Here is a 19,962-nt window from a genome sequence, read left to right as displayed (position 1 = left end):
GCGTCACACCGCAACATGGATGGTGCCCAAACCGGCCCCTTCCCGGCTGAAGCCGGTCCTACACGAACGAAGCCGTTAAGCCCCACAACAATAAAAAAGGTGCGCAATGAAATCCCTCAAGACTTACCAGACGATCACCATCGTCTTCCTGATGCTGTTCGGGATCGTCAATTATCTGGACCGCAGCGCGCTGTCCATCGCCAACACGACGATTCAGAAAGACATGCTCATCAGCCCCTCGGAAATGGGCATTCTGTTGTCGGCGTTCTCGCTGGCTTATGCCTTTGCGCAGTTGCCGATGGGCATGATCATCGACAAGCTCGGCAGCAAGATCGCCTTGGGCGGCGCGCTGATGGTGTGGTCCCTCGCGCAGACGGCGTCGGGATTCGTCAATAGCTTCAGCGGCTTCTTCGCCCTGCGCGTACTGTTGGGGATCGGCGAAGCACCGATGTTTCCGTCAGCCGCCAAAACCCTCAACGAGTGGTTCGAGGAGCACGAGCGCGGCACCCCGACGGGCATCGTCTGGTCGGCGACCTGCATCGGGCCGTGCCTGGCGCCGCCGCTGCTGACGCTGTTCATGGTCAACTTCAGCTGGCGCGGGATGTTCATCATCACCGGCGTGCTCGGCATCGTCCTGTCGCTGTGCTGGCTGGTGTTCTACAAAAGCCGCGCGCAGTACCTGAAGGCGCTGGCGGCTGAGGGCCGTGAACCGGCCGTTCAGGTGGTTCAGGCCGATGCTGCGCCAACGGTTTCGTTCTTCGCCGGCTGGCTGGACCTGTTCAAGCACCGCAGCACCTGGGGCACGTTCCTCGGTTTCATGGGCGTCATCTACATGCTCTGGCTGCACCTGACCTGGCTGCCCGGCTACTTCCAGCGCGAACACGGTCTCGACCCCTATCAAACCGCCTGGGTCGTGTCGTTCGCCTATGTATTCGGCGCGATTGGCACCATCGCCGCCGGACGCATCTGCGATCGGCTGGTCAAGCGCGGCGTCGGTGTGCTCAACAGCCGCAAATACACAGTGATCGGCGGGCTGGTGTTCGCTGCGGTCTTCACCCTGCCATTGACCTTCGTTACCGGCCTGAGCGGTTGCGTCGCCCTGCTCTGCCTGGCGCTGTTCGGCATCAACCTGTCCAGCGCCACGGCGTGGATGGTGGTCAACACCGTAGTCGACACCAAACGCGTGGCGTCACTGGGTTCTATCCAGAATTTCGGCGGCTACATCGCAGGCTCCATCGCGCCGATCGTCACCGGGTTCAGCGTGCAATATTCCGGCACCTTCGCCACGGCCTTTGCGGTCAGCGCCATCGTGGCGTTGCTCTCGGCGGTCGCCTACTTTGTGCTGCTCAAGGCGCCGATACCCGAACACACCAACGCGGCGCAGAAGGACTGGCAGGCGAATCTGGATGAGGTGCAAGGGCGTCGGGTTTGATCGGTGCTCCTTCAGCGGATTCCCGGGACCTCGCACCCGGTCCCAGGAATGCTGCAGTAGCCCGCCGAACGCAACGCCGGTGTCAACATCAGCCAAACTCGCACACTGCTCTATAACCACGTCACGCCCACGCCGCAGCGCATCTCCCGCAGATGATTTATACGCCATAAATTTCCCTTCAAAATCCCGCACTTGTCCTACGCTGTGATTCAGACGGGTCGCTGTTGCGATGCTGCGTGTCCGAACGAGTGGATTGTTCGTCACAGTGGCGGGTCTGAAATCGTGACAGTCAGCGAGGGTGGGGTTTGAGACAGGTAGAAGGATCGGAGTTCGGCGTCAGAAACCGACGACTCAAACGCATGCCCGTGTTGTGGCTGGCGGGGCTGTTTACCTTGTTGGTGTGCATCTCCATCACGAGCATCACCGTCTGGCAATTGCGCCAGACGCGCATTCACGAGCTGGAAATCGCCAACACCAACGTCGCCAACCTTTCGCGCTCGATGGCGCAGCACGCCGATGACGCCTTTGATCAAGCGCACATCGCCGTGTCCGCGGTGGTCGAGCGGCTTTCATTCGACGGTTTCGGCGCCGCCAGCGGTTCGCGGATGCACGATTATCTGCGCGCCACTGCCGCCAGCGTCGAACAGCTCCAGGGCCTGTTCATCTACGACAAGGACGGCAACTGGGCGGCCACCTCCCTCAACCACATGCCGGCCAGCGCCAACAATGCCGACCGTGAGTATTTTCGGTTCCATCAATCCATCGCCAGCAGCCTGCCCCACGTCGGTCCCGCCATCCAGAGCCGCACCACGGGTGACTGGATCATCCCGGTGTCGCGACGGGTGGACGATGAAATGGGCAACTTCGCCGGTGTGGTGCTGGCCACCGTCGAACTGAATTACTTCGAACGGTTCTTCGAGCGCTTCGACATCGGCAAGCATGGCGTCATCACACTGACCATGGCCGACGGGACCGTGTTGGCACGACGTCCGCTCATTCAAAACGTGCGCGGTACCTCCATTGGCGACGGCGAATTGTTCCGCCTTTACGTCCGCGAACACTACGAAGGCACGGCGAACGTCGTCTCGATGCTCGACCACGAACAGCGCCTGTACGGCTACAAGAAACTGGACCGCTACCCGATGGTGGTGCTCGCCGGTCTGTCCCAGCGCGAAGTGCTCGACGAGTGGCGGCAATACGCCTGGCGCTCGCTGGCGATCATCATCTGCGTGGTGGTCGCCAACCTGCTGTTTGGCGTGTTGCTGTTCCAGCAGATCCGTTTCGGCCTCAACGCCGAATCACAGCTGCGCATTGCCAGCCACTCGCTGGAAAAGCTCGCGCTGCAGGACAGCCTGACCGGCCTGGCCAATCGTCGGCATTTTCAGGAGATTCTCGGTCTGGAGTTTCTCAACGGGCAGCCGAACTTGCATCCGCTGAGCCTGATCATGATCGACATCGATTTTTTCAAGAGCTACAACGACAACTACGGACACGTCGCGGGCGACAAATGCATCGTTGCCGTGGCCGAGTGCATTCGCAGCAACATCAATCGCACCGGCGACCTGGCGGTGCGTTACGGCGGGGAAGAAATGGCCGTTTTCCTGCCCTACAGCGATATGCAGGGCGCGGTGAGCCTGGCGGAGAAAATCCGGCTGGCCGTGCTCACTCGAGCCCTTGAACACCACGGCAACCCGATCGGCATCGTTAGCATCAGTCTGGGGGTGTATGGCTGTAAAGCGCAGGAATGCGAGACCCTGGAAGACTTCGTCAAACGGGCGGATGCGGCGCTGTACGCCGCCAAACACCAAGGTCGCAATCGCACTGTGGCCTGGCAGGAGACGAAGCTGCTCAGTGCGCTGCCCGCGCCGTAACAATCTGCGCGACCTTGCCGCGAAACAGCTCCAGACGGTCGGCCGGCGCGTCGTATTCAACCACCAGCGCGCCCACCTCCTCACACTGCGCGACCTGGTAATGCGCAATGCTGGAGAGCTTCTCGTTAATGACCGCCACCGCCACCTGACCGCTGCGCGCCACCACGGCGCGCTTGAACTCGGCGACGTCCATGTCGAACGCGGTCACGCCTTTCAGCGCATCCAGCGCACAGGCGCCGAGAAAGCACAGATCGAAATTGAAGTGGGCCAGTTGCTGAATGGTGGTGAAGCCGTAGGTGCTACCGGCGACGGGACTCAAGCGCCCGCCCAGCAGAATCACCTCCACCGACGGCAGCTTCATCAGCTCCACGGCGATCAGCGGCGCGTTGGTGGTGACGGTCAACGGCATGTGAGGATCAAGGGCTTTGGCGATGGCCAGATTGGTCGAGCCGCCGTCGATAAAGACATGCTGCCCGGCACTGATCAAACCCGCCGCCGCGATACCCAACTGACGCTTGCGCCCGGGCTCATGCTCGACACGCATGGCCAGCGGCCCGTCCGACGCCAACGAAATCGCCCCGCCGTACACGCGTTTGCACAATCCGGCAGCCGCCAGCGCGCCCAGATCACGACGAATGGAATGCTCGGACACATTGAATTCGGCCGCCAAGTCCGCGGCGATCACCCGACCGTGCACGGCCAGACGCTCGGAGATCAAACGCTGGCGCTCGCCGGGAAATGCTTCAGGGATGGCAGACATGAGGCCTCGGTAAAGGGCTGAATCGATCAGAAACGAGCAGGATCATGCGGCGACGCCATTGGCAAAGTCAATGTAGCGGCGATTGAGTAGACCCAGCTGGGCAGTGGATCTAACTGCGGCCAGACCACCGCCTTCGTGAGCAAGCTCACTCCCACATGGCCAGTGCTCGCCGTCGGACATCGCGGTTGCCTGAATGAACGGCCGGCGCCTCCAGTCTCTCAACTTGCGCCAATTTCCAAGAAAACAGAACACCGTGTGGGAGCGAGCTTGCTCGCGAAGATGCCGGTACATTCGCCGGATTTTCAGCGATGAAATACCGTGTCCTTGAGCCATGGGACGCGCCATCCCGGTCACGCCCACACGATCAATGTTGGCTACCCGCAGTGCAGCTTCAGGAAGACGGACGATCTGCCCTCCGCCCCACTTGAAGCGTCACTGCAACAACGAATAAACCAATGCCGAAATCGAGATCAACCCGATCACCACCACAAACACGTTCGACAGTTTGCCCGCATACCGGCGCATGGCCGGCACTTTGCGCACGGCGTACATCGGCATGAGGAACAGCAGTGCGGCAATGACCGGGCCGCCGAGGGTTTCGATCATCCCCAAAATGCTTGGGTTGAGCGTCGCCACCAGCCAGCAGACCACCAGCATGAAGCCTGCGGTCAGGCGATCGAGCAGACGTGGCGAAGGACGGCGGCCGGTCTTCATCACCAGACCTTTGAGGCCTTCACTGGCGCCGATGTAATGGCCCAGAAACGACTTGGTGATCGCGACGAACGCAATCAGCGGCGCGGCAAACGCGATGGTCGGGTTGCTGAAGTGGTTGGCCAGATAAGACAGGATCGACAGGTTCTGCGCCTTGGCTTCCGCCAGTTGCTCAGGCGCCAGGGTCAGCACGCAGCTGAAGACGAAGAACAGCACCATGACCACCATCAGCAGGTGGGCGCGGGCCAGGATTTGCGAGCTGCGCGGTTCGGCCTGCTCGCCGTATTGACGCTTCTGGTCGACGGCAAATGCCGAGATGATGGGCGAATGGTTGAACGAGAAGACCATCACCGGAATCGCCAGCCACAGGGTGTGCAGCAACGACGAGGGTGCCGGAAAGCTGCTGGCCGTGGTGAGAATGCCGCCGTTCCAGTGGGGAATCAGAAACACCGCGAGGAACAGCAAAGCCACGATAAACGGGTACACCATCAGGCTCATGGCCTTGACGATGATCTGCTCACCGCAACGCACCACCGCCAGCAAGCCAAGGATCAGCACAAACGCCAGCAGCGCCCGGGGCGGCGGCTGCACATGGAGTTGGTGCTCCATGAAACTCCCTACGGTGTTGGTCAGCGCCACGCTGTAGATCAGCAGGATCGGAAACACGGCGAAGAAATACAGCAGCGTGATCAAGGCACCGGCTTTCCTGCCGAAATGCTGCTCGACCACTTCGGTGATGTCCGCGCCATCGCGCCCCGACAGTACGAAACGGGTCAGCCCGCGGTGCGCGTAGAAAGTCATCGGAAAGGCCAGCACGGCCAGAATCACCAGCGGCCAGAACCCGCCGATACCTGCGTTGATCGGCAGAAACAACGTGCCTGCGCCGATGGCGGTGCCGAACAGCCCGAGCATCCAGGTGGTGTCGTTGCGGTTCCAGGTCGTTACGCTCGCGGGGGCGGCGTCGACGGTGTGTTCGACGCTGTTGGCCTGATCATTCATCCGGTCGATTCTCCGTTGCCGGTGATAGCTACATGGTCAAAAGCGCGTCGAAAAACGTGGCAGTCGGCGCCCCTGACCGGTTCTCTACAGGGAAAGGGGCGCGATTGTCCGGGATTGGAGAGCAGAATCAAAGGCTTGTCGGACCAAAAGCGTGCGGAACCGGAGAATGAAAGTTTCAAACCGGCTTAACTTCCGGCGCAAATAAGTAACTCTTCTTACTTATCAAAGCGGAAACTTCCCACGCCGGATATGCAAAAATTAGTTCGCGAAACGAATTGTAAATCCACGGCAGTACACGTTTACTTCCTCCTGCACTAGGCTCTCGATCTACATTCAACCGCCCATGGAAGGCAACTCATGTTCAAGACTTTCGCTGTTATCACATTACTCACTGCCAGCTCGTTCGCCAGTGCAAACACTACCTCCGATCAATGCGCAACACTTGACAAGCAGCAGGCCGCAATGCTGTTCGACCGCTGGAATGACGCCCTGAAAACCGGCGATTCGAGCAAGGTGGCGGCGAACTACACCGCCGATGCCGTGCTGCTGCCCACCCTCTCCAACCAGCCCAGAACAGACCTTGCGGGCAAACTTGATTACTTCAATCACTTCCTTGAAAACAAACCGGTGGGCACTGTCGACAGCAGCACTGTGATGACAAGTTGCAATACCGCAATCGACACCGGCCTTTACACCTTTCGTTTTAACGACCACTCAAGCGTCAAAGCGCGTTACACCTTCACTTATACACACGTGGATAACCAGTGGCTGATTACATCCCACCATTCCTCAGCCATGCCCGAGTAACGCACATTCAGTAAACAGCCGGCCTGACGTCCAACGCCAGGCCGACTCACATTTCAGACCCTTCCCACACATCACTCGCCTGCGACGTCGCGCCGCAACGGCATGCTCAGCTCCACCCGCAAACCGTCCTGACGGCTGTCAAAGCGCAGCGAACACGCACAGCGTTGAACGATGGCCTGGACAATCGCCAGGCCCAGGCCAGCGCCGGGGCTTTTGCCGTTGCGCCAGAAGCGCTGGGTGAGCTTGTCCAGGTCCGGTTCGGGAATCCCCGGTCCATGGTCGCGAACGCGGAAATGCGCCTGCCCGTCGAAGGTTTCAACACTCAGTTCCACCTGCGCCGCGGCCTGGCTGTGGCGCAGCGCGTTGTCCAGCAGATTGCGCAGCGCGGCCACCGCCAGCGCCGCCGGCATCTGTACGGCGGCGCTGGACAACTGCGTCGGCAGGATAAGGTCGATGCGCTGCTCGTTGCCGTGACTGGCGTCGTGAATGGCCAGCCGAGCGACCTGTTCGGCGTCGCACTGCACACCGTCATCAAACGACAGGCTGCCCTCGACCCGCGCCAACAGCAGCAGCTGTTCGAGGGTGCGGTGCATGCGATCGGCGCCCTCCTCCGCATGGGCCAGCGCTTTATCGCGTTTTTCGCCCTCGGTCATCCGCGCCACTTGCAGATGGGTTTTGATGGCAGTGAGCGGGCTGCGCAGTTCATGGGCGGCGTCGCCGGTCAGCCGACGCTCGCGCTCAAGGGTCTGGGCAATGCGCTGAAACAGCTGGTTCTGGCTGACCAGCAGCGGCTGCAACTCGCTGGGCAGGTTGGGCACGTCCAGCGGCTCGACCGAGTCGGCGCTGTGCCGATTCAAGGCATCGCGCATGCGGTTGAGCGGCGCCAGCCCCCGGCCGATGCCGAACCAGACCAGCGCCAGGCTGCCGAACAGCGCGACGAGCACCGGCACCGACGCCGCCAGCAGCACCGAGTGCCCCAGCACGTCGCGCTCGATCTGCCGGTCGGCGGTGCTCACCCGTACATTGCCATGCATCATCGTGTACACGCGCCAATGGTCGCCGTTGATCATCTGGTCATGGAAGCCGCTGGCGTCGGCCTTCAGCGGTTCGCTCGGCGAGCTGTCGGTGCGCGCCAGCACCTGCCCGCGCAGGGAGCTCAACTGACATGCCATGCCGTTGGGCAACGCCGGATCGTCGGCCCGCAGCGAGCGGGTGTCGCTGCCGGTGGGCATCTGCATCTGCTCGAGCAGCCCGGCGACCATGCGCGCCGAGGCCTCAAGGCGTTGATCGAGGGACTGCATCATCTGCGTGCGCAAGTCGCGCAGCATCCACGCCGCCGCCAGCACCCAGATCAGAATGAACGCCGAGCCCAGAATCAGACTCAGCCGCGTGCGCAGGCTCATCATGGCGTGGGCTCCGAATCATGGCCGGCCGGGCCGAGGCGATAACCGAGCCCGCGGACGGTTTCGATAATGCGGCCGCCCAGCTTGCGCCGCAGGTGATGGATATGAACATTGAGGGCGTTGCTCTCGACCTCGTCGCCGAAGCCGTACACGCAGTCCTTCAACTGTTCGCCCGAAAGCACGCGACCGCTGTTGTTGAGCAACGCTTGCAGCAGGGCCTGTTCCCGGCGGGACAGATCGACCGGCTGACCGGCAAGGCGGGTTTCCCGGCTGCTCGGGTCATAGCTGAGCACGCCATGTTCGATCACATTGACGCTGCGCCCGGCCATGCGTCGCACCAGGGTGTGCAGGCGCGCGCTGAGTTCACGCAGGTCGAAGGGCTTGAGCAGGTAATCGTCAGCGCCGGCCTGCAAGCCGTCGACACGGTCGGTGACGGTATCGCGAGCGGTAAGAATCAGCACCGGGATTTCCACGCCCTGCTGGCGAATCTGGCGCAACAGCTTCAGGCCATCTTCATCGGGCAGGCCGAGGTCGAGGATCATCACGTCGAAATGTGCGGCCGACAGCATCGCCCGCGCCGATGAGGCCGTGGCCACGCGGTCCACTGTCAGGCCCTGGGCATCAAGGCCTGCGACGATGCCGCTGGCAATCAGGTCGTCGTCTTCACAAAGCAGTACGTGCATGGTCGGCCCCGAAAAAAGGCGATTGAAGCGCAGAGGGATTAACGGCGGATTATGCACGAGCCGCCGCAGACACGACGCGCCGCACAGCGTTAATCGACTGTTAATCGCCACTGCGCAGGCTGCGCCCCATTCATAAGGATTGGAAGGTGAGCATGCGTAGGTTGTGGTTGATGATTCTGATGCTGATCCCGTTACTGGCGCAGGCAGTGCCCGGCGAGGATCCCTTCCCGGCGAAATCCGGTCCTTCACTCTTCAGCGAGAAGCCTGATTTTCTGTCGGCGAAGGACGCCTTCATTTTTACCTCGGAGCGACTGGCGTCCGGGAAAACCCGCCTGTACTGGCAGATTGCGGACGGTTATTACCTGTATCAGCAACGGCTCAAGTTCGACGGACTGAGCCAGGAGCAGCAGCCCGGCCTGCCGACCGGCGAGGACCATCACGACGAGTATTTCGGCCAGCAGCAGGTCTATCGGCAGGCCCTTGAACTGACAATCCCGGCCTCGGCCAACGGTCAGATCAAAGTGAGCTGGCAGGGCTGCGCCGATGCCGGGTTGTGCTATCCACCGCAAAGCCAGCTCGTTGATGTCGGCAGCGGCAACGCGCAACCGGCCAGCACTGAAAAAGGCAACAACGTCGGCAATCAGGCAGAGGACGAGGCACTGGCGAGTGGCCTGGTGCAACGTTCACTGGCCCTGAGCCTGCTGGCGTTTTTCGGGTTGGGTCTGCTGCTCGCGTTCACGCCGTGTTCACTGCCGATGCTGCCGATCCTGGCCGGCGTGGTGGTCGGCAGCGGCGCAAGACCCGCACGGGGCTTAGCGCTGGCCAGCGTTTACGTGCTGAGCATGGCGATGATCTACGCCGGGCTCGGCGTGGTCGCCGCGCTGCTGGGCAGCAACCTGCAATCGACCCTGCAACAGCCGTGGCTGCTGGGCAGTTTCGCGGTGCTGTTTGTGGTGCTGGCGCTGCCGATGTTCGGCTTCTTCGAGCTGCAGTTGCCGGGCTTCCTGCGCGACCGTCTGGACAAGGCCGGGCGTCAGCGCCACGGCGGCAGTCTGTTGGGCGCCTCTGCCCTCGGCGCGCTGTCGGGGCTGATGATCGGCCCGTGCATGACCGCCCCACTGGCCGGCGCGCTGCTGTATATCGCCCAGAGCGGCAATGCGCTGCACGGCGCGCTGGTGTTGTTCGTCATGGGCGTGGGCATGGGCCTGCCACTGTTGCTGCTGGTCACGCTCGGCACGCGCTTTCTGCCAAAACCGGGCGCCTGGATGAATCTGATAAAAGGCCTCTTCGGCTTCCTGTTGCTGGGCACCGCGCTGATCATGATTCGGCCGTTGCTCGCCGAGGTACTGTGGTTGGGGTTGTTCGGTGCATTGCTGATCATCTTTGCCTACAGCGCCATCGTGCAGACCCGGCCGTTGCAACGCGCCTCACGCCTCTGCGCACCCGTCGGTCTGCTCGTAGGCCTGTGGGGCCTGATGATGGTGATCGGCGCGGCGGCGGGTGGCGACGACCCCTGGCAACCGCTCAAGGTCTACAGCGGGTCGAAATCATCCACCCCAAGCGCGGCCCATGACGCGTTCACCACGATCAAGGAACCGCAGGCCCTGGACCGCGAACTCGCCGCTGCAGCAGCCGCTGGGCAGTGGGTGCTGGTCGACTATTACGCTGACTGGTGCGTGTCCTGCAAAATCATGGAAAAGACCGTGTTCGCCAAAGCTGAAACCCTGCAGGCCTTGAACGGCGTGCGCCTGCTGCGCCTTGATGTCACAGCAGACAACGACGCCAGCCGGGCGCTGCTTGATCGTTTCAACGTGCCGGGCCCGCCGACGCTGGTGTGGATCGCACCGGACGGCAGCGAACGACGCGACCGGCGTATCACCGGAGAAGTGGGCCTCGACGGGTTTTTGCAGCACTGGCAAACCACCCGGGGGCGCGACTGATGCTGAGTTTTTCCGTGGGGCCGTTCGCCCTGTCGCTTAATCATTTGCTGCTGCTTGTTGCCCTGGCGCTGGCGACTTTGGTCGGCTGGATCAGTGGCCGCAAGCAGCGAATAAACCCGGAACGCGCCGTCTTCGGCCTGTTTATGTTCGGACTGCTGGTGGCGCGTCTGGCGTTCGTCGTGCGCTACTGGGCGCAGTATGAAAGCGACCTGCTGCGCATCGTTGATATCCGCGACGGCGGCTTCAGTGCCTGGCCCGGTGTTCTGGCAATTGTGGTCGGCGCCGCTGTCATCGCGTGGCGCCGACCGTTGCAGCGCAGGCCACTGGGATGGGGCGTCGCCAGCGGGTTACTGTTCTGGTGGCTGAGTAGTCTGGCCATTGAAAGCCTGCGTCGGGATGTCCCGCTGCCGGATCTGACGCTGCGCAACGGCGCCGGCGAGTCCGTGCAGCTGCGCGATTACACAGGCCGCAAACTGGTGGTCAACCTGTGGGCGACGTGGTGCCCGCCGTGCCGCCGGGAAATGCCCGTGCTGCAAGCCGCGCAGCAGGCCAATCCCGACGTCGTATTTCTGTTCGTCAATCAGGGAGAAAGCCCCCGTGAAGTGGCGACGTTTCTCAGCAGCCAGGGTCTGCAACTGGACAACGTGCTGTTCGATGACAGCGGCGAACTGGGCCGCCGCGCCGGTTCAGCCGCCCTGCCCACCACGCTGTTTTACGGGATGAACGGCCGTCAACTGGACGGGCATCTGGGCGAACTGTCCAGCGCCAGCCTCACCCATTACCTGGACGGCTTCAGCCAGCCGTCGAGCGCTTCTTCACCGACGTCTTCACAGCCTTCGTCACCCCCTTCTTCGCAACAGAGGACCACCCCATGAACATCATGCGCCCTGCGCTCATCGCTATCGCCGTTTCGCTCAGCCTGCCAGGCGCGCTGGCCCACGCCGAAGAACTGCCCGCCCCGATCAAGGCGCTGGAAGCCAAGGGCGCGACCATCAAAGGCAGCTTCGACGCGCCGGCAGGACTGAAGGGCTACGCCGCCGAGTACCAGAATCAGGGCATGGCGCTGTACCTCACCCCCGACGGCAAGCATGTGCTGGCCGGCAATCTATTCAATGAAAAGGGCGAGGACCTGAGCACCGCGCCCCTGCAGAAGCTGGTCTATGGGCCGATGTCCGAGGCGATGTGGGGCCGCTTGGAAAACAGCACCTGGATCGCCGACGGCGCCAAGACTGCGCCGAAAATCATCTACCTGTTCAGCGACGCCAACTGCCCGTACTGCAACCTGTTCTGGGAGCAGGCCCGGCCTTGGGTGAAGTCCGGCAAAGTGCAACTGCGCCACATCATGGTCGGCGTGATCCGCGAGGACAGCGCCGCCAAAGCCGCGAGCCTGCTGGCCGACGTGAACCCGGAACTGGCGCTGCAGAACCACGAGCAGGCGGGCAAAGCCAGCACGCTCAAGGCCATGCAGAACGTCCCCAAAGACATCCAGGCCAAGCTCGACGCCAACATGAAACTGATGGAAGGCATGGGCCTTTCCGCCACGCCGTCGATTTTCTACAAGGACGAGGCCGGGCACCTTCAGCAGCAACAAGGCGCACCCCGGCCTGAGGCGCTGGCGAAAATGATGGGGCCAAAATAGCCGAATATCCGCCGTCGTGGGCGGGTGGTGGTGGACGGGGCGCTCTGACCGGTGGCAGCTCGTGTTTCAACGCGGGTACTGCACCGGCCTGTCATCCGTGTAAAAATGTCGACCACCATTTCAAGAGCCACACTCGGGAGGCTCGCTCCATGCGTTACGCCGAAGATCACAAAGCCCAGACCCACCAGCGCATCCTTCAGGAAGCCGCCGCGCGCTTTCGCCGTGACGGCATCGGCGCCACCGGTTTGCAGCCGTTGATGAAGGCATTGGGCCTGACCCACGGTGGTTTTTATGCCCACTTCAAATCCAAGGACGACCTGGTCGAGAAATCCCTGCGCTGCGCCGTCGACCAGCTGCAGGCCGCACGCGCCGAGAAACTGGCGGAAGACAGCTCGACCCAGACGTTCATCGACCTGTACCTGTCGACCGCCCATCGCGATCACCCGGAAAAGGGCTGCCCGTTGCCGACCATGGCGTCCGAACTGGGCCAGCGCGGGCAACCGAGCGAGATCACCGACGAGTTGATTCATCGCATGCTCGCAACCCTTGATGCAGGCATGCCGGCCGATGGGCAGAGCAGCGACAAGAGCGTCATGCTGATGTCCGGGCTGGTGGGGGCGATGGTGCTGGCGCGCAGCGCAAAGGATCCGGCGCTGGCCGAGCGGATTCTGGAAACCACCCGCGATCAGCTCAAGCAACTGGTCGAGGGCTGACGCTCACTTCCCTGCCCTTTCTCGGCAGGGAAGCGTGACGTTTGTTTCACTGATGCCTCTCAGGGATGCCAGCGACGAAACAGCACGCTGGCGTTCACGCCCCCGAAGCCAAAACCGTTGGACAGCGCGTACTCGATGTTCATCGGGCGCGCCTTGCCGCGGACGATGTCGATGCCCACCGCCGCCTCGTCGGGGTTCTCCAGATTGAGGGTCATCGGCGCGATCTGATCGCGGATCGCCAACGCCGTGAAGATCGCCTCGATCCCGCCTGCTGCGCCGAGCAAATGCCCGGTGGCGGATTTGGTCGACGTCACCGCGACGCCATTCTGGTCACCAAACACCGTTTTGATCGCCGCCATTTCACCCTTGTCGCCCACCGGGGTGGACGTGGCGTGGGCGTTGACGTGCTGGACGTCGGCAGGCTGGATGCCCGCCTGACGGATCGCTGCCTGCATCGCTCGACGCGCGCCACTGCCATCCTCCGGCCCTGCAGTCAGATGATAAGCGTCCGCGCTGGTGCCGTAGCCGACCAGCTCGACGATGGGCGTTGCACCGCGGGCAAGTGCGTGCTCCAGGGTTTCGATAACGATGATCCCCGCGCCTTCGCCCATGACGAAGCCGTCGCGGTCACGGTCGAAGGGCCGCGAGGCGCGCTCCGGCGTGTCGTTGAAGCCATGGGAGAGCGCACGGGCGGCCGCAAAACCGCCCAGGGCGACGCGGTCGATACAGGCTTCGGCGCCACCGCAGATGGCCACGTCCGCCTCCCCGTTGCGAATCAGCCGCGCGGCATCGCCGATCGCCTGGACACCCGCCGCACATGCAGTGACCGGCGCGCCCAACGGGCCTTTGAAACCGTGCTGGATCGACACATGCCCGGCTGCCAGATTGACCAGAAACGACGGAATGGTGAACGGCGACAGGCGCCGCGGCCCGCGGCTGTCCGTAATGCGCACGGCCTCGGCGATGGCGCCGAATCCACCGACGCCGGCGCCGATGATGGTCGCGGTGCGTTCGCGCTCCTCTTCGGTGGACGGCACCCAGCCCGCCTGCTTGACCGCCTGTTGCGCAGCACCCAGGGCGAACAGGATGAAACGGTCCATCTTCTTCTGCTCTTTGGGCGGCGCCGCAGCGTCAGCATCGAACCCGGCTTCAGGGTCTTGCTCCAGTGTCGGCACCGGGCCGCCGACTTTGCCCGGCAAATCAGCCACCGTCCCCTCAGGCAACTGCACAATGCCGGAGCGGCCTTCGAGCAACCGCTTCCATACCGCTTCGACGCCGGAGCCCAATGGCGTTACCAGCCCCATACCCGTCACTACGATGCGACGCTCACTCATGGGTTCACCTTCTCCTCGTTTTTGGCAGTGGCCGGCACCCTTACGCGCCAGCCGTTTTGTAACGCTGCGCCGCGTGCTGCAGCGACAGATTCGGGCCCAGCGCCAGGCGTGCCTGGGTGAACGCCTGCCAGTGCGCGGCATCGGGCAGCGACGGAATGGTCACCCGCTCCTGCTGATCAAACCCGGCCAACGCGGCGTCGACCATTTCGTTGACGTCCATGACCATTTCCGGCGGGAAGGCGTTGATGTCCATGCCCGCGCGCTCCCAGATTTCAGTGCGTGTGGCACCGGGCATCACCGCCTGAACCTGCACGCCCCGTTCGCTCATCTCGACGGCCAGCGATTGGCTGAGGCTCAACACATAGGCCTTGCTGGCCGTGTACACCGCGTTGAAGCGCTCCGGCAGCATGGGCACAACGGACGCGATATTGATGATCGCCCCGGTGCCGCGCGCCGCGAAACCGGCCGCTGCAGCTGATGCCAGATGGGTCAGCGCCACGATATTGAGTTGAATCAGGCGATCCACCTCGCCCAGATCCGATTCGGCAAGGGGCGTACTCAGTGCAACCCCGGCGTTGTTCACCAGCAAAGTGACCGATGCGTCCGAGCGCAAACGCTGCTCGAGAACGCTGACGTCGTCGGGCTGGGTCAGGTCGGCTTTCACCACCTCGACGTGGATCGAATGCTTGGCGCGCAGATCGGTTGCCAGTGCTTCCAGCCGCGCCTGGTCACGGGCCACCAGCACCAGATCGAATCCGCGCCGTGCCAGCCGGTCCGCGTAAGTGAAGCCAATGCCCGACGAGGCGCCGGTGATGACAGCTTTGCCTTGAGTCTGAGTAGTCATGAACGTTCTCCGTGGGAAGGTAAGCGTAGCGGCGGAGAGATATTACATCCGTAATTTAAAAAATAATATGTCAGTCGACATTTTTCATTCTGTGCGTGATTGGCCGGCCCTGGTTTATTGCAGGCATAAAAAAGACCGATCAGTGATCGGCCTTTGCTCACAGGGTTTTAGTTGATCAACAGCTTGTCGCGGTTCTTGTCCAGCAGCGCCTTGCCGATGCCCTTCACTTCGAGCAACTCGTCCACCGCCGTGAAGCCGCCGTGTTCTTCACGGTAAGCGACGATGGCGTTGGCCTTCGCGGCGCCAATGCCGGACAGCTCTTTCTGAAGGGTTTCCGCACTCGCGCTGTTGAGATTGACCTTGGCGTCCTGCATGCTCGCCGGCGCGGACATGGCAGGTTTGCTGGCGTCCGGCGGGGTGGCGGCAGGTGCGGCAGTCACGGCGAGGGACGTACTCGCCAGCAGTGCGAAGATCAGAGAGGACAGGTAAGAAGTACGCATGAGTCATGCTCCATCGGCATCGTAAGTGGAAGCAGCATTCCTGAGCTGCTTCCCAAACCTAGCCGATGGCGGCAGTGCGTCAACGCAGGGATCGGTGACCGGATATGTCCTGTCTCGCAGGCCCCGTGCACAGCGGCCTGGCGCCCGTTTCAGCGATCATTTGGCTGAGTAAGAAAAGGTTTCCGGTGTGCGTGTACTCAGGGTTCCCGACGACGCTGCTGATGAATCCAGTCGACGATATCGCCCTCGGGCGCATAGCCACTGACGGTGTCCCCAAGGATCTGCCGCACGCGGGTGTAATCATCGTCGTCCAACGCCTTGAGCAGCTGCGAAAGGCTTTGCTTGAAGACGTCCCACGTGAGGAAGTCTTCCTGGGCGCTCATGATCATCGGGTGGCGAGTCGCTGCCACGTTGTTGCCGATCAGCAGCTCCTCATAGAGCTTCTCGCCAGGCCGCAGCCCGGTGAACTCGATGGCAATGTCGCCCTGGGGGTTGTGTTCCGAGCGGATGCTCAGGCCCGACAGATGCACCATCTTCTCGGCCAGCTCGATGATGCGCACCGGCTCGCCCATGTCGAGCACAAACACGTCGCCGCCCTGCCCCATGGAACCGGCCTGGATCACCAACTGCGCCGCTTCCGGAATGGTCATGAAGTAGCGGGTGATTTTCGGGTGCGTGACCGTCAGCGGCCCACCGGATTTGATCTGCTGATGGAACAGCGGGATCACCGAGCCGGACGACCCCAGCACATTGCCGAATCGCACCATGATGAATCGGGTCTTGTTGACCTGATGCACATTGGAGCGGTCGCCGAACATCACCGGCGCGGTTTCCCGGCTCAGTGCCTGCAACGTCAGCTCGGCCAGGCGCTTGGTGCTGCCCATCACATTGGTCGGGCGCACGGCCTTGTCGGTGGAGATCAACACGAAGTTCGCCACGCCGGCCTGCAGCGCGGCTTGGGCCGCATTCAGCGTACCGACCACGTTGTTGAGCACACCCTCGGCGATGTTGTGCTCGACCATCGGCACATGCTTGTAGGCCGCCGCGTGGTAGACCGTATTGACCTGCCAGGTCTTCATCACGTCCAGCAACTTGGCGTGATTGCGAATCGAGCCCAGGATCGGCAGCAACTTGACCTTGAGCGACTCACGAGCCACGCGCCGCTCCAGTTCGGTGAGGATTGTGTACAGGTTGAATTCGCTGTGATCGAGCAGCAGCAGCGTGGTCGGCTTCAGCAGCAGGATCTGCCGGCACAGCTCCGAGCCGATCGAGCCCCCTGCCCCGGTCACCAGCACGCACTGGTTCTTGATGCAGTGTTCGAGCAGTTCTTCCTGGGCAGGTACGGCGTCGCGGCCGAGCAGGTCGGCGATGTCGACTTCCTGCAGATCGTCGACCTTCACCCGGCCGGCGGCCAGATCAGAGAAATTCGGCACGCTGCGAACATGCAGCGGGAAGCCTTCGAGAAAGCCGAGAATTTCCCGGCGGCGCGCACGGGCTGACGACGGAATCGCCAGCAGGATTTCCTGGGCGCCGGTCACATCGATCATCTGCTGAATGTGCTTGGGCTTGTAGACCTGCAGCCCGGAAATGACCCGGTTGGAGATCGAGTCGTCGTCATCGATAAACGCCACGGGGCGCATCGACCGGCCCATGCGCAAGGCGGCAACCAGTTGATTACCTGCCGCGCCGGCGCCGTAAATGGCCACTTTGGGCAGGCCATCGTCACGGGTCGCGAACGGCACATGGCGAGCGGCAGAGAACCAGTCGCCGAGGAAGTACTGACGCATGGCCAGCCGCAGGCCACCGATCATCACCAGGCTCAGCCACCAGTAGTTAAACATCACCGATCGCGGCACAACGTGCTGGTGATTGCTGTAGAGGTAGACCACGACCCCGAGAATCAGGGCCGAAAGGCTGACGGCTTTGATGATCGCGATCAGCGCGTCGTTGCCGAAATAACGCATGACCGCGCGGTACATGCCGAACCGAATGAACAGCGGGATGGCCACCACGGGGGCGCTTGCGAACAGCCAGGTATGGATTTCCAGGGGATTGATGAGCTCGTCGATGCCCAGGCGAACGACGAACGCCATCCACAACGCGAACCAGATCAGACAGACGTCTGCGGCGACCTGCATGATCCGCTTGTGCCGGCGAGGCAGCGCCAGCAGCGAAGTGCGAATTTTCTCCATTGTCCCCTCAAGCACGCGTTCAAACTCCTTTCAGTCGACCCTTGCACCGGCCATTGATTCCTGTCCCGCAAGGGAATCGGATCAACAGCATCAGCGCCAATGTCCACGCTCAGCTTTTTTCAAGCGCCCCTGCCTTGAAGATGACTGCCAGGGCGAGCAATGGAGCGTAAGCAATGATCACGCCGAGTGCCCCGTCCAGCCCGAAACGGGTGACACCTACAGCGACCGGCAACAGCCAGCACAGATTGATTACACCGACTGCGGACGTCACGGGAAGGTGCTTGCCAAAACGGCGCGAGGCGAATTGATAAGCGTGACTTCTGTGCGCCTCATAGACCTTGTCGCCCCGAATGAGCCGACGGATGAGGGTTACGGTAGCGTCTACGATGAAAACCCCGAGGAGAATAAGCCATACCCACAAGAACTGCGAGGAAATCCACGCGCCCTGCAGCGACAGACAACCGAGCATGATGCCGAGAAACCCGCTGCCGGCGTCGCCCATGAAGATCTTTGCCGGGGGGAAATTCCAGGCCAGAAAGCCCGCCACTGCGCACGCCAGCAGGACCGGCAGCCACACCAGCGTGGCGACACCGCTGAGGGCGTAGATGATCGCCGCACCGACGCAGACGCAGATCGCCTCGACGCTGGCAATGCCGTCGATTCCGTCCATGAAGTTGTACAGATTAAGCAGCCAGACCAGGTAGAACGCCGCCAGCACGTTGACGATCACGCCCGGGGAGAGGGTCATGCCGAACACGCTGATCGGCGGAAGACCTCCCAGCCAGAACAACGCCCACGCCGCGGCGAAGAAATGCCCCAACAAGCGCCATCGCGCCGCGATGTGGCCGTGATCGTCGAGAAACCCCAGCGCCGCGATCAACGCCCCCGCGCCGAACATGGCCAGGAACGGATCGCGCCCGATCAGCCCCGCACAAAGCATCCAGACCAGTGCCACCAGGTAACTGATGACAATCGCCACACCGCCGCCCCGTGGCGTCGGGATCGTATGAGAGCTTCTACCGTTGGGAATATCGAGCAGGCTCTTGTGCAATGCATATCGTCGCAATACATGCGTCAGCGCAAACGACAACACCCCAACAGCAACCGCGACCCACCAATAATTCATGCTCGATCCGTAACCAGAAAATGCTCGACGGTCTTTTTCAGGCCGTCCTCTACCGACACCGGGGGCTGCCACTGCAACCGTTCGCGATTTTTGCTGATGTCCACCCGCAGCGAACCCAGCACCCGCTCGGCCGCCGATGTGCGACCCAACAGTGAGGCGCCGAGCATGATAAGGGATTCGGGGACGGGGATAAGCCAACCCGATGCCCCAATGTGCGATTTGAGGCGGGCGGCCAGTTCGGTGGTCGACAGGTCCTGGCCGTCGCTGACCAGAAAGACCTGGTTCGCGGCGGCAGGATGATCGATGCAGACGCGGATCAGGTCGATCAAATTGTCCAGCGAGACCAGGCTGCGCGCATTGTTCACCGAACCGAGCGGCAGCGGCACACCTTTGCGCAGGGTGCGCATCAGTTGCAGGAAGTTCGCCTTGACGCCGGGCCCGTACACCAGCACCGGACGGATGATCACCACTTCCATCGCAGAGGTCTTTGCCAGCGCCAGAAGGCCCTGTTCTGCTTCGTGCTTGGAGATGGCGTAGGGATCGCTCGGATTGGGCGCGTCGCACGGACGAAAGCATTGGCCCCGCGCAGTGGACTCGCCGTTGACCTTGATCGTGCTGATAAAGATGAAGCGCCGGACACCGGCTGCGGCGGCCTGCTCAGCGAGGTTCAGCGTGCCGAGGGTGTTGACCTCCCGGTACAGCGAAAGGGGGTCAGCCGCGGTGTCGTGCATGAGATGCACCCGCGCTGCAGCATGAACGACCGTATCGACGTCGTGCAGCACTGCTTGCCATGGGGTGTCGGCAGTCAGCCCGGCAACAGCGGCCGTCGTGACGTTTGCAGAATAATGGGGCATCGCCCGTCGGCTGACCGCAACAATGTGCGTGTCAGGCAGGTGTGCAAGGTGGTCAACCAGCGCTGTTCCCAAAAATCCCGAACTGCCTGTTACCAGGATTTTTCTGGTCATATCCGATCCATGCACATAAGAATTCGTCGTCAATCATGACGGC

Annotated in this window: 17 protein-coding genes; 7 read left to right on the top strand and 10 right to left on the bottom strand. The window is 62.2% G+C overall.

Annotated elements, in window-relative coordinates; translation table 11 throughout:
• The first annotated feature begins 106 nt into the window (after positions 1 to 106).
• Both BBI10_RS25805 and BBI10_RS25800 read left to right on the top strand, forming a co-directional pair.
• Positions 107 to 1,432: an MFS transporter gene (locus BBI10_RS25805; protein WP_065993018.1), complete on the top strand. Its 1,326-nt coding sequence runs from the start codon at positions 107 to 109 to the stop codon at positions 1,430 to 1,432.
• A 359-nt stretch (positions 1,433 to 1,791) separates the two neighbouring features.
• The gene (locus BBI10_RS25800; RefSeq protein WP_065993016.1) at positions 1,792 to 3,303 is read left to right on the top strand and encodes a sensor domain-containing diguanylate cyclase; all 1,512 of its coding nucleotides are present in this window, start codon (positions 1,792 to 1,794) and stop codon (positions 3,301 to 3,303) included.
• Here BBI10_RS25800 and BBI10_RS25795 read toward each other — a convergent pair.
• Both BBI10_RS25795 and BBI10_RS25790 read right to left on the bottom strand, forming a co-directional pair.
• On the bottom strand, positions 3,281 to 4,063 hold the full coding sequence (locus BBI10_RS25795) for a DeoR/GlpR family DNA-binding transcription regulator (protein ID WP_065993014.1): 783 nt from the start codon (positions 4,061 to 4,063) through the stop codon (positions 3,281 to 3,283). The two genes, BBI10_RS25800 and BBI10_RS25795, sit on opposite strands and share 23 nt — an antisense overlap.
• Positions 4,064 to 4,495: 432 nt before the next feature.
• Positions 4,496 to 5,773, bottom strand: coding sequence for a serine/threonine transporter (locus BBI10_RS25790; protein WP_065993011.1), 1,278 nt, complete (start codon positions 5,771 to 5,773; stop codon positions 4,496 to 4,498).
• A gap of 357 nt (positions 5,774 to 6,130) precedes the next feature.
• Here BBI10_RS25790 and BBI10_RS25785 point away from each other — a divergent pair, with 357 nt between their 5' ends.
• A complete protein-coding gene (locus tag BBI10_RS25785) occupies positions 6,131 to 6,580 on the top strand; it encodes an SgcJ/EcaC family oxidoreductase (RefSeq protein ID WP_065993009.1) in 450 nt (149 codons plus the stop codon).
• 71 nt (positions 6,581 to 6,651) lie between these two features.
• Here BBI10_RS25785 and BBI10_RS25780 read toward each other — a convergent pair whose 3' ends face one another.
• Both BBI10_RS25780 and BBI10_RS25775 read right to left on the bottom strand, forming a co-directional pair.
• A complete protein-coding gene (locus BBI10_RS25780) occupies positions 6,652 to 7,986 on the bottom strand; it encodes an ATP-binding protein (protein ID WP_065993007.1) in 1,335 nt (444 codons plus the stop codon).
• Positions 7,983 to 8,666, bottom strand: a complete 684-nt coding sequence (locus BBI10_RS25775) for a response regulator (protein ID WP_065993005.1) — start codon at positions 8,664 to 8,666, stop codon at positions 7,983 to 7,985. Before BBI10_RS25775 ends, BBI10_RS25780 begins: the two co-directional genes overlap by 4 nt.
• A 152-nt stretch (positions 8,667 to 8,818) precedes the next feature.
• Between BBI10_RS25775 and dsbD the strand changes: the two genes are divergently transcribed.
• From dsbD to BBI10_RS25755, 4 genes are all read left to right on the top strand, one after another.
• Complete coding sequence (gene dsbD, locus BBI10_RS25770; RefSeq protein ID WP_065993003.1) at positions 8,819 to 10,606, top strand: protein-disulfide reductase DsbD; 1,788 nt, start codon at positions 8,819 to 8,821, stop codon at positions 10,604 to 10,606.
• The gene (locus BBI10_RS25765; protein ID WP_065993001.1) at positions 10,606 to 11,481 is read left to right on the top strand and encodes a TlpA disulfide reductase family protein; all 876 of its coding nucleotides are present in this window, start codon (positions 10,606 to 10,608) and stop codon (positions 11,479 to 11,481) included. Before dsbD ends, BBI10_RS25765 begins: the two co-directional genes overlap by 1 nt.
• Positions 11,478 to 12,245 carry a thiol:disulfide interchange protein DsbG gene (dsbG, locus tag BBI10_RS25760; RefSeq protein WP_065992999.1) on the top strand — a complete coding sequence of 256 codons (768 nt, stop codon included), beginning with the start codon at positions 11,478 to 11,480 and terminating at the stop codon, positions 12,243 to 12,245. The genes BBI10_RS25765 and dsbG overlap by 4 nt, the downstream gene beginning before the upstream one ends.
• Before the next feature lie 149 nt (positions 12,246 to 12,394).
• Entirely contained in the window at positions 12,395 to 12,958 is a 564-nt protein-coding gene (locus BBI10_RS25755; protein ID WP_065992998.1) for a TetR/AcrR family transcriptional regulator, read from the top strand.
• A gap of 59 nt (positions 12,959 to 13,017) precedes the next feature.
• Here the strand turns inward: BBI10_RS25755 and fabF are convergent, their stop codons facing one another.
• The 6 genes from fabF to BBI10_RS25725 all read right to left on the bottom strand — a co-directional run bounded on the left by fabF (position 13,018) and on the right by BBI10_RS25725 (position 19,919).
• Entirely contained in the window at positions 13,018 to 14,292 is a 1,275-nt protein-coding gene (gene fabF, locus BBI10_RS25750; protein ID WP_065992997.1) for a beta-ketoacyl-ACP synthase II, read from the bottom strand.
• 40 nt (positions 14,293 to 14,332) lie between these two features.
• Entirely contained in the window at positions 14,333 to 15,136 is an 804-nt protein-coding gene (locus tag BBI10_RS25745; RefSeq protein ID WP_065992996.1) for an SDR family NAD(P)-dependent oxidoreductase, read from the bottom strand.
• Between the two features lie 167 nt (positions 15,137 to 15,303).
• Positions 15,304 to 15,636 carry a ComEA family DNA-binding protein gene (locus BBI10_RS25740; RefSeq protein WP_065992995.1) on the bottom strand — a complete coding sequence of 111 codons (333 nt, stop codon included), beginning with the start codon at positions 15,634 to 15,636 and terminating at the stop codon, positions 15,304 to 15,306.
• A 197-nt stretch (positions 15,637 to 15,833) separates the two neighbouring features.
• Positions 15,834 to 17,828: a polysaccharide biosynthesis protein gene (locus BBI10_RS25735; RefSeq protein ID WP_065992994.1), complete on the bottom strand. Its 1,995-nt coding sequence runs from the start codon at positions 17,826 to 17,828 to the stop codon at positions 15,834 to 15,836.
• Positions 17,829 to 17,937: 109 nt separating this feature from the next.
• On the bottom strand, positions 17,938 to 18,954 hold the full coding sequence (locus BBI10_RS25730) for an MraY family glycosyltransferase (protein WP_065992992.1): 1,017 nt from the start codon (positions 18,952 to 18,954) through the stop codon (positions 17,938 to 17,940).
• A complete protein-coding gene (locus tag BBI10_RS25725; protein ID WP_065992990.1) occupies positions 18,951 to 19,919 on the bottom strand; it encodes a UDP-glucose 4-epimerase family protein in 969 nt (322 codons plus the stop codon). The genes BBI10_RS25730 and BBI10_RS25725 overlap by 4 nt, the downstream gene beginning before the upstream one ends.
• Positions 19,920 to 19,962 lie beyond the last annotated feature (43 nt).

The organism is Pseudomonas graminis, from assembly GCF_001705435.1.
Taxonomy (GTDB): domain Bacteria; phylum Pseudomonadota; class Gammaproteobacteria; order Pseudomonadales; family Pseudomonadaceae; genus Aquipseudomonas; species Aquipseudomonas graminis_B.
Note: the sequence above shows the minus strand (reverse complement) of the source record. Positions and strands in the feature narration are given on the sequence as shown.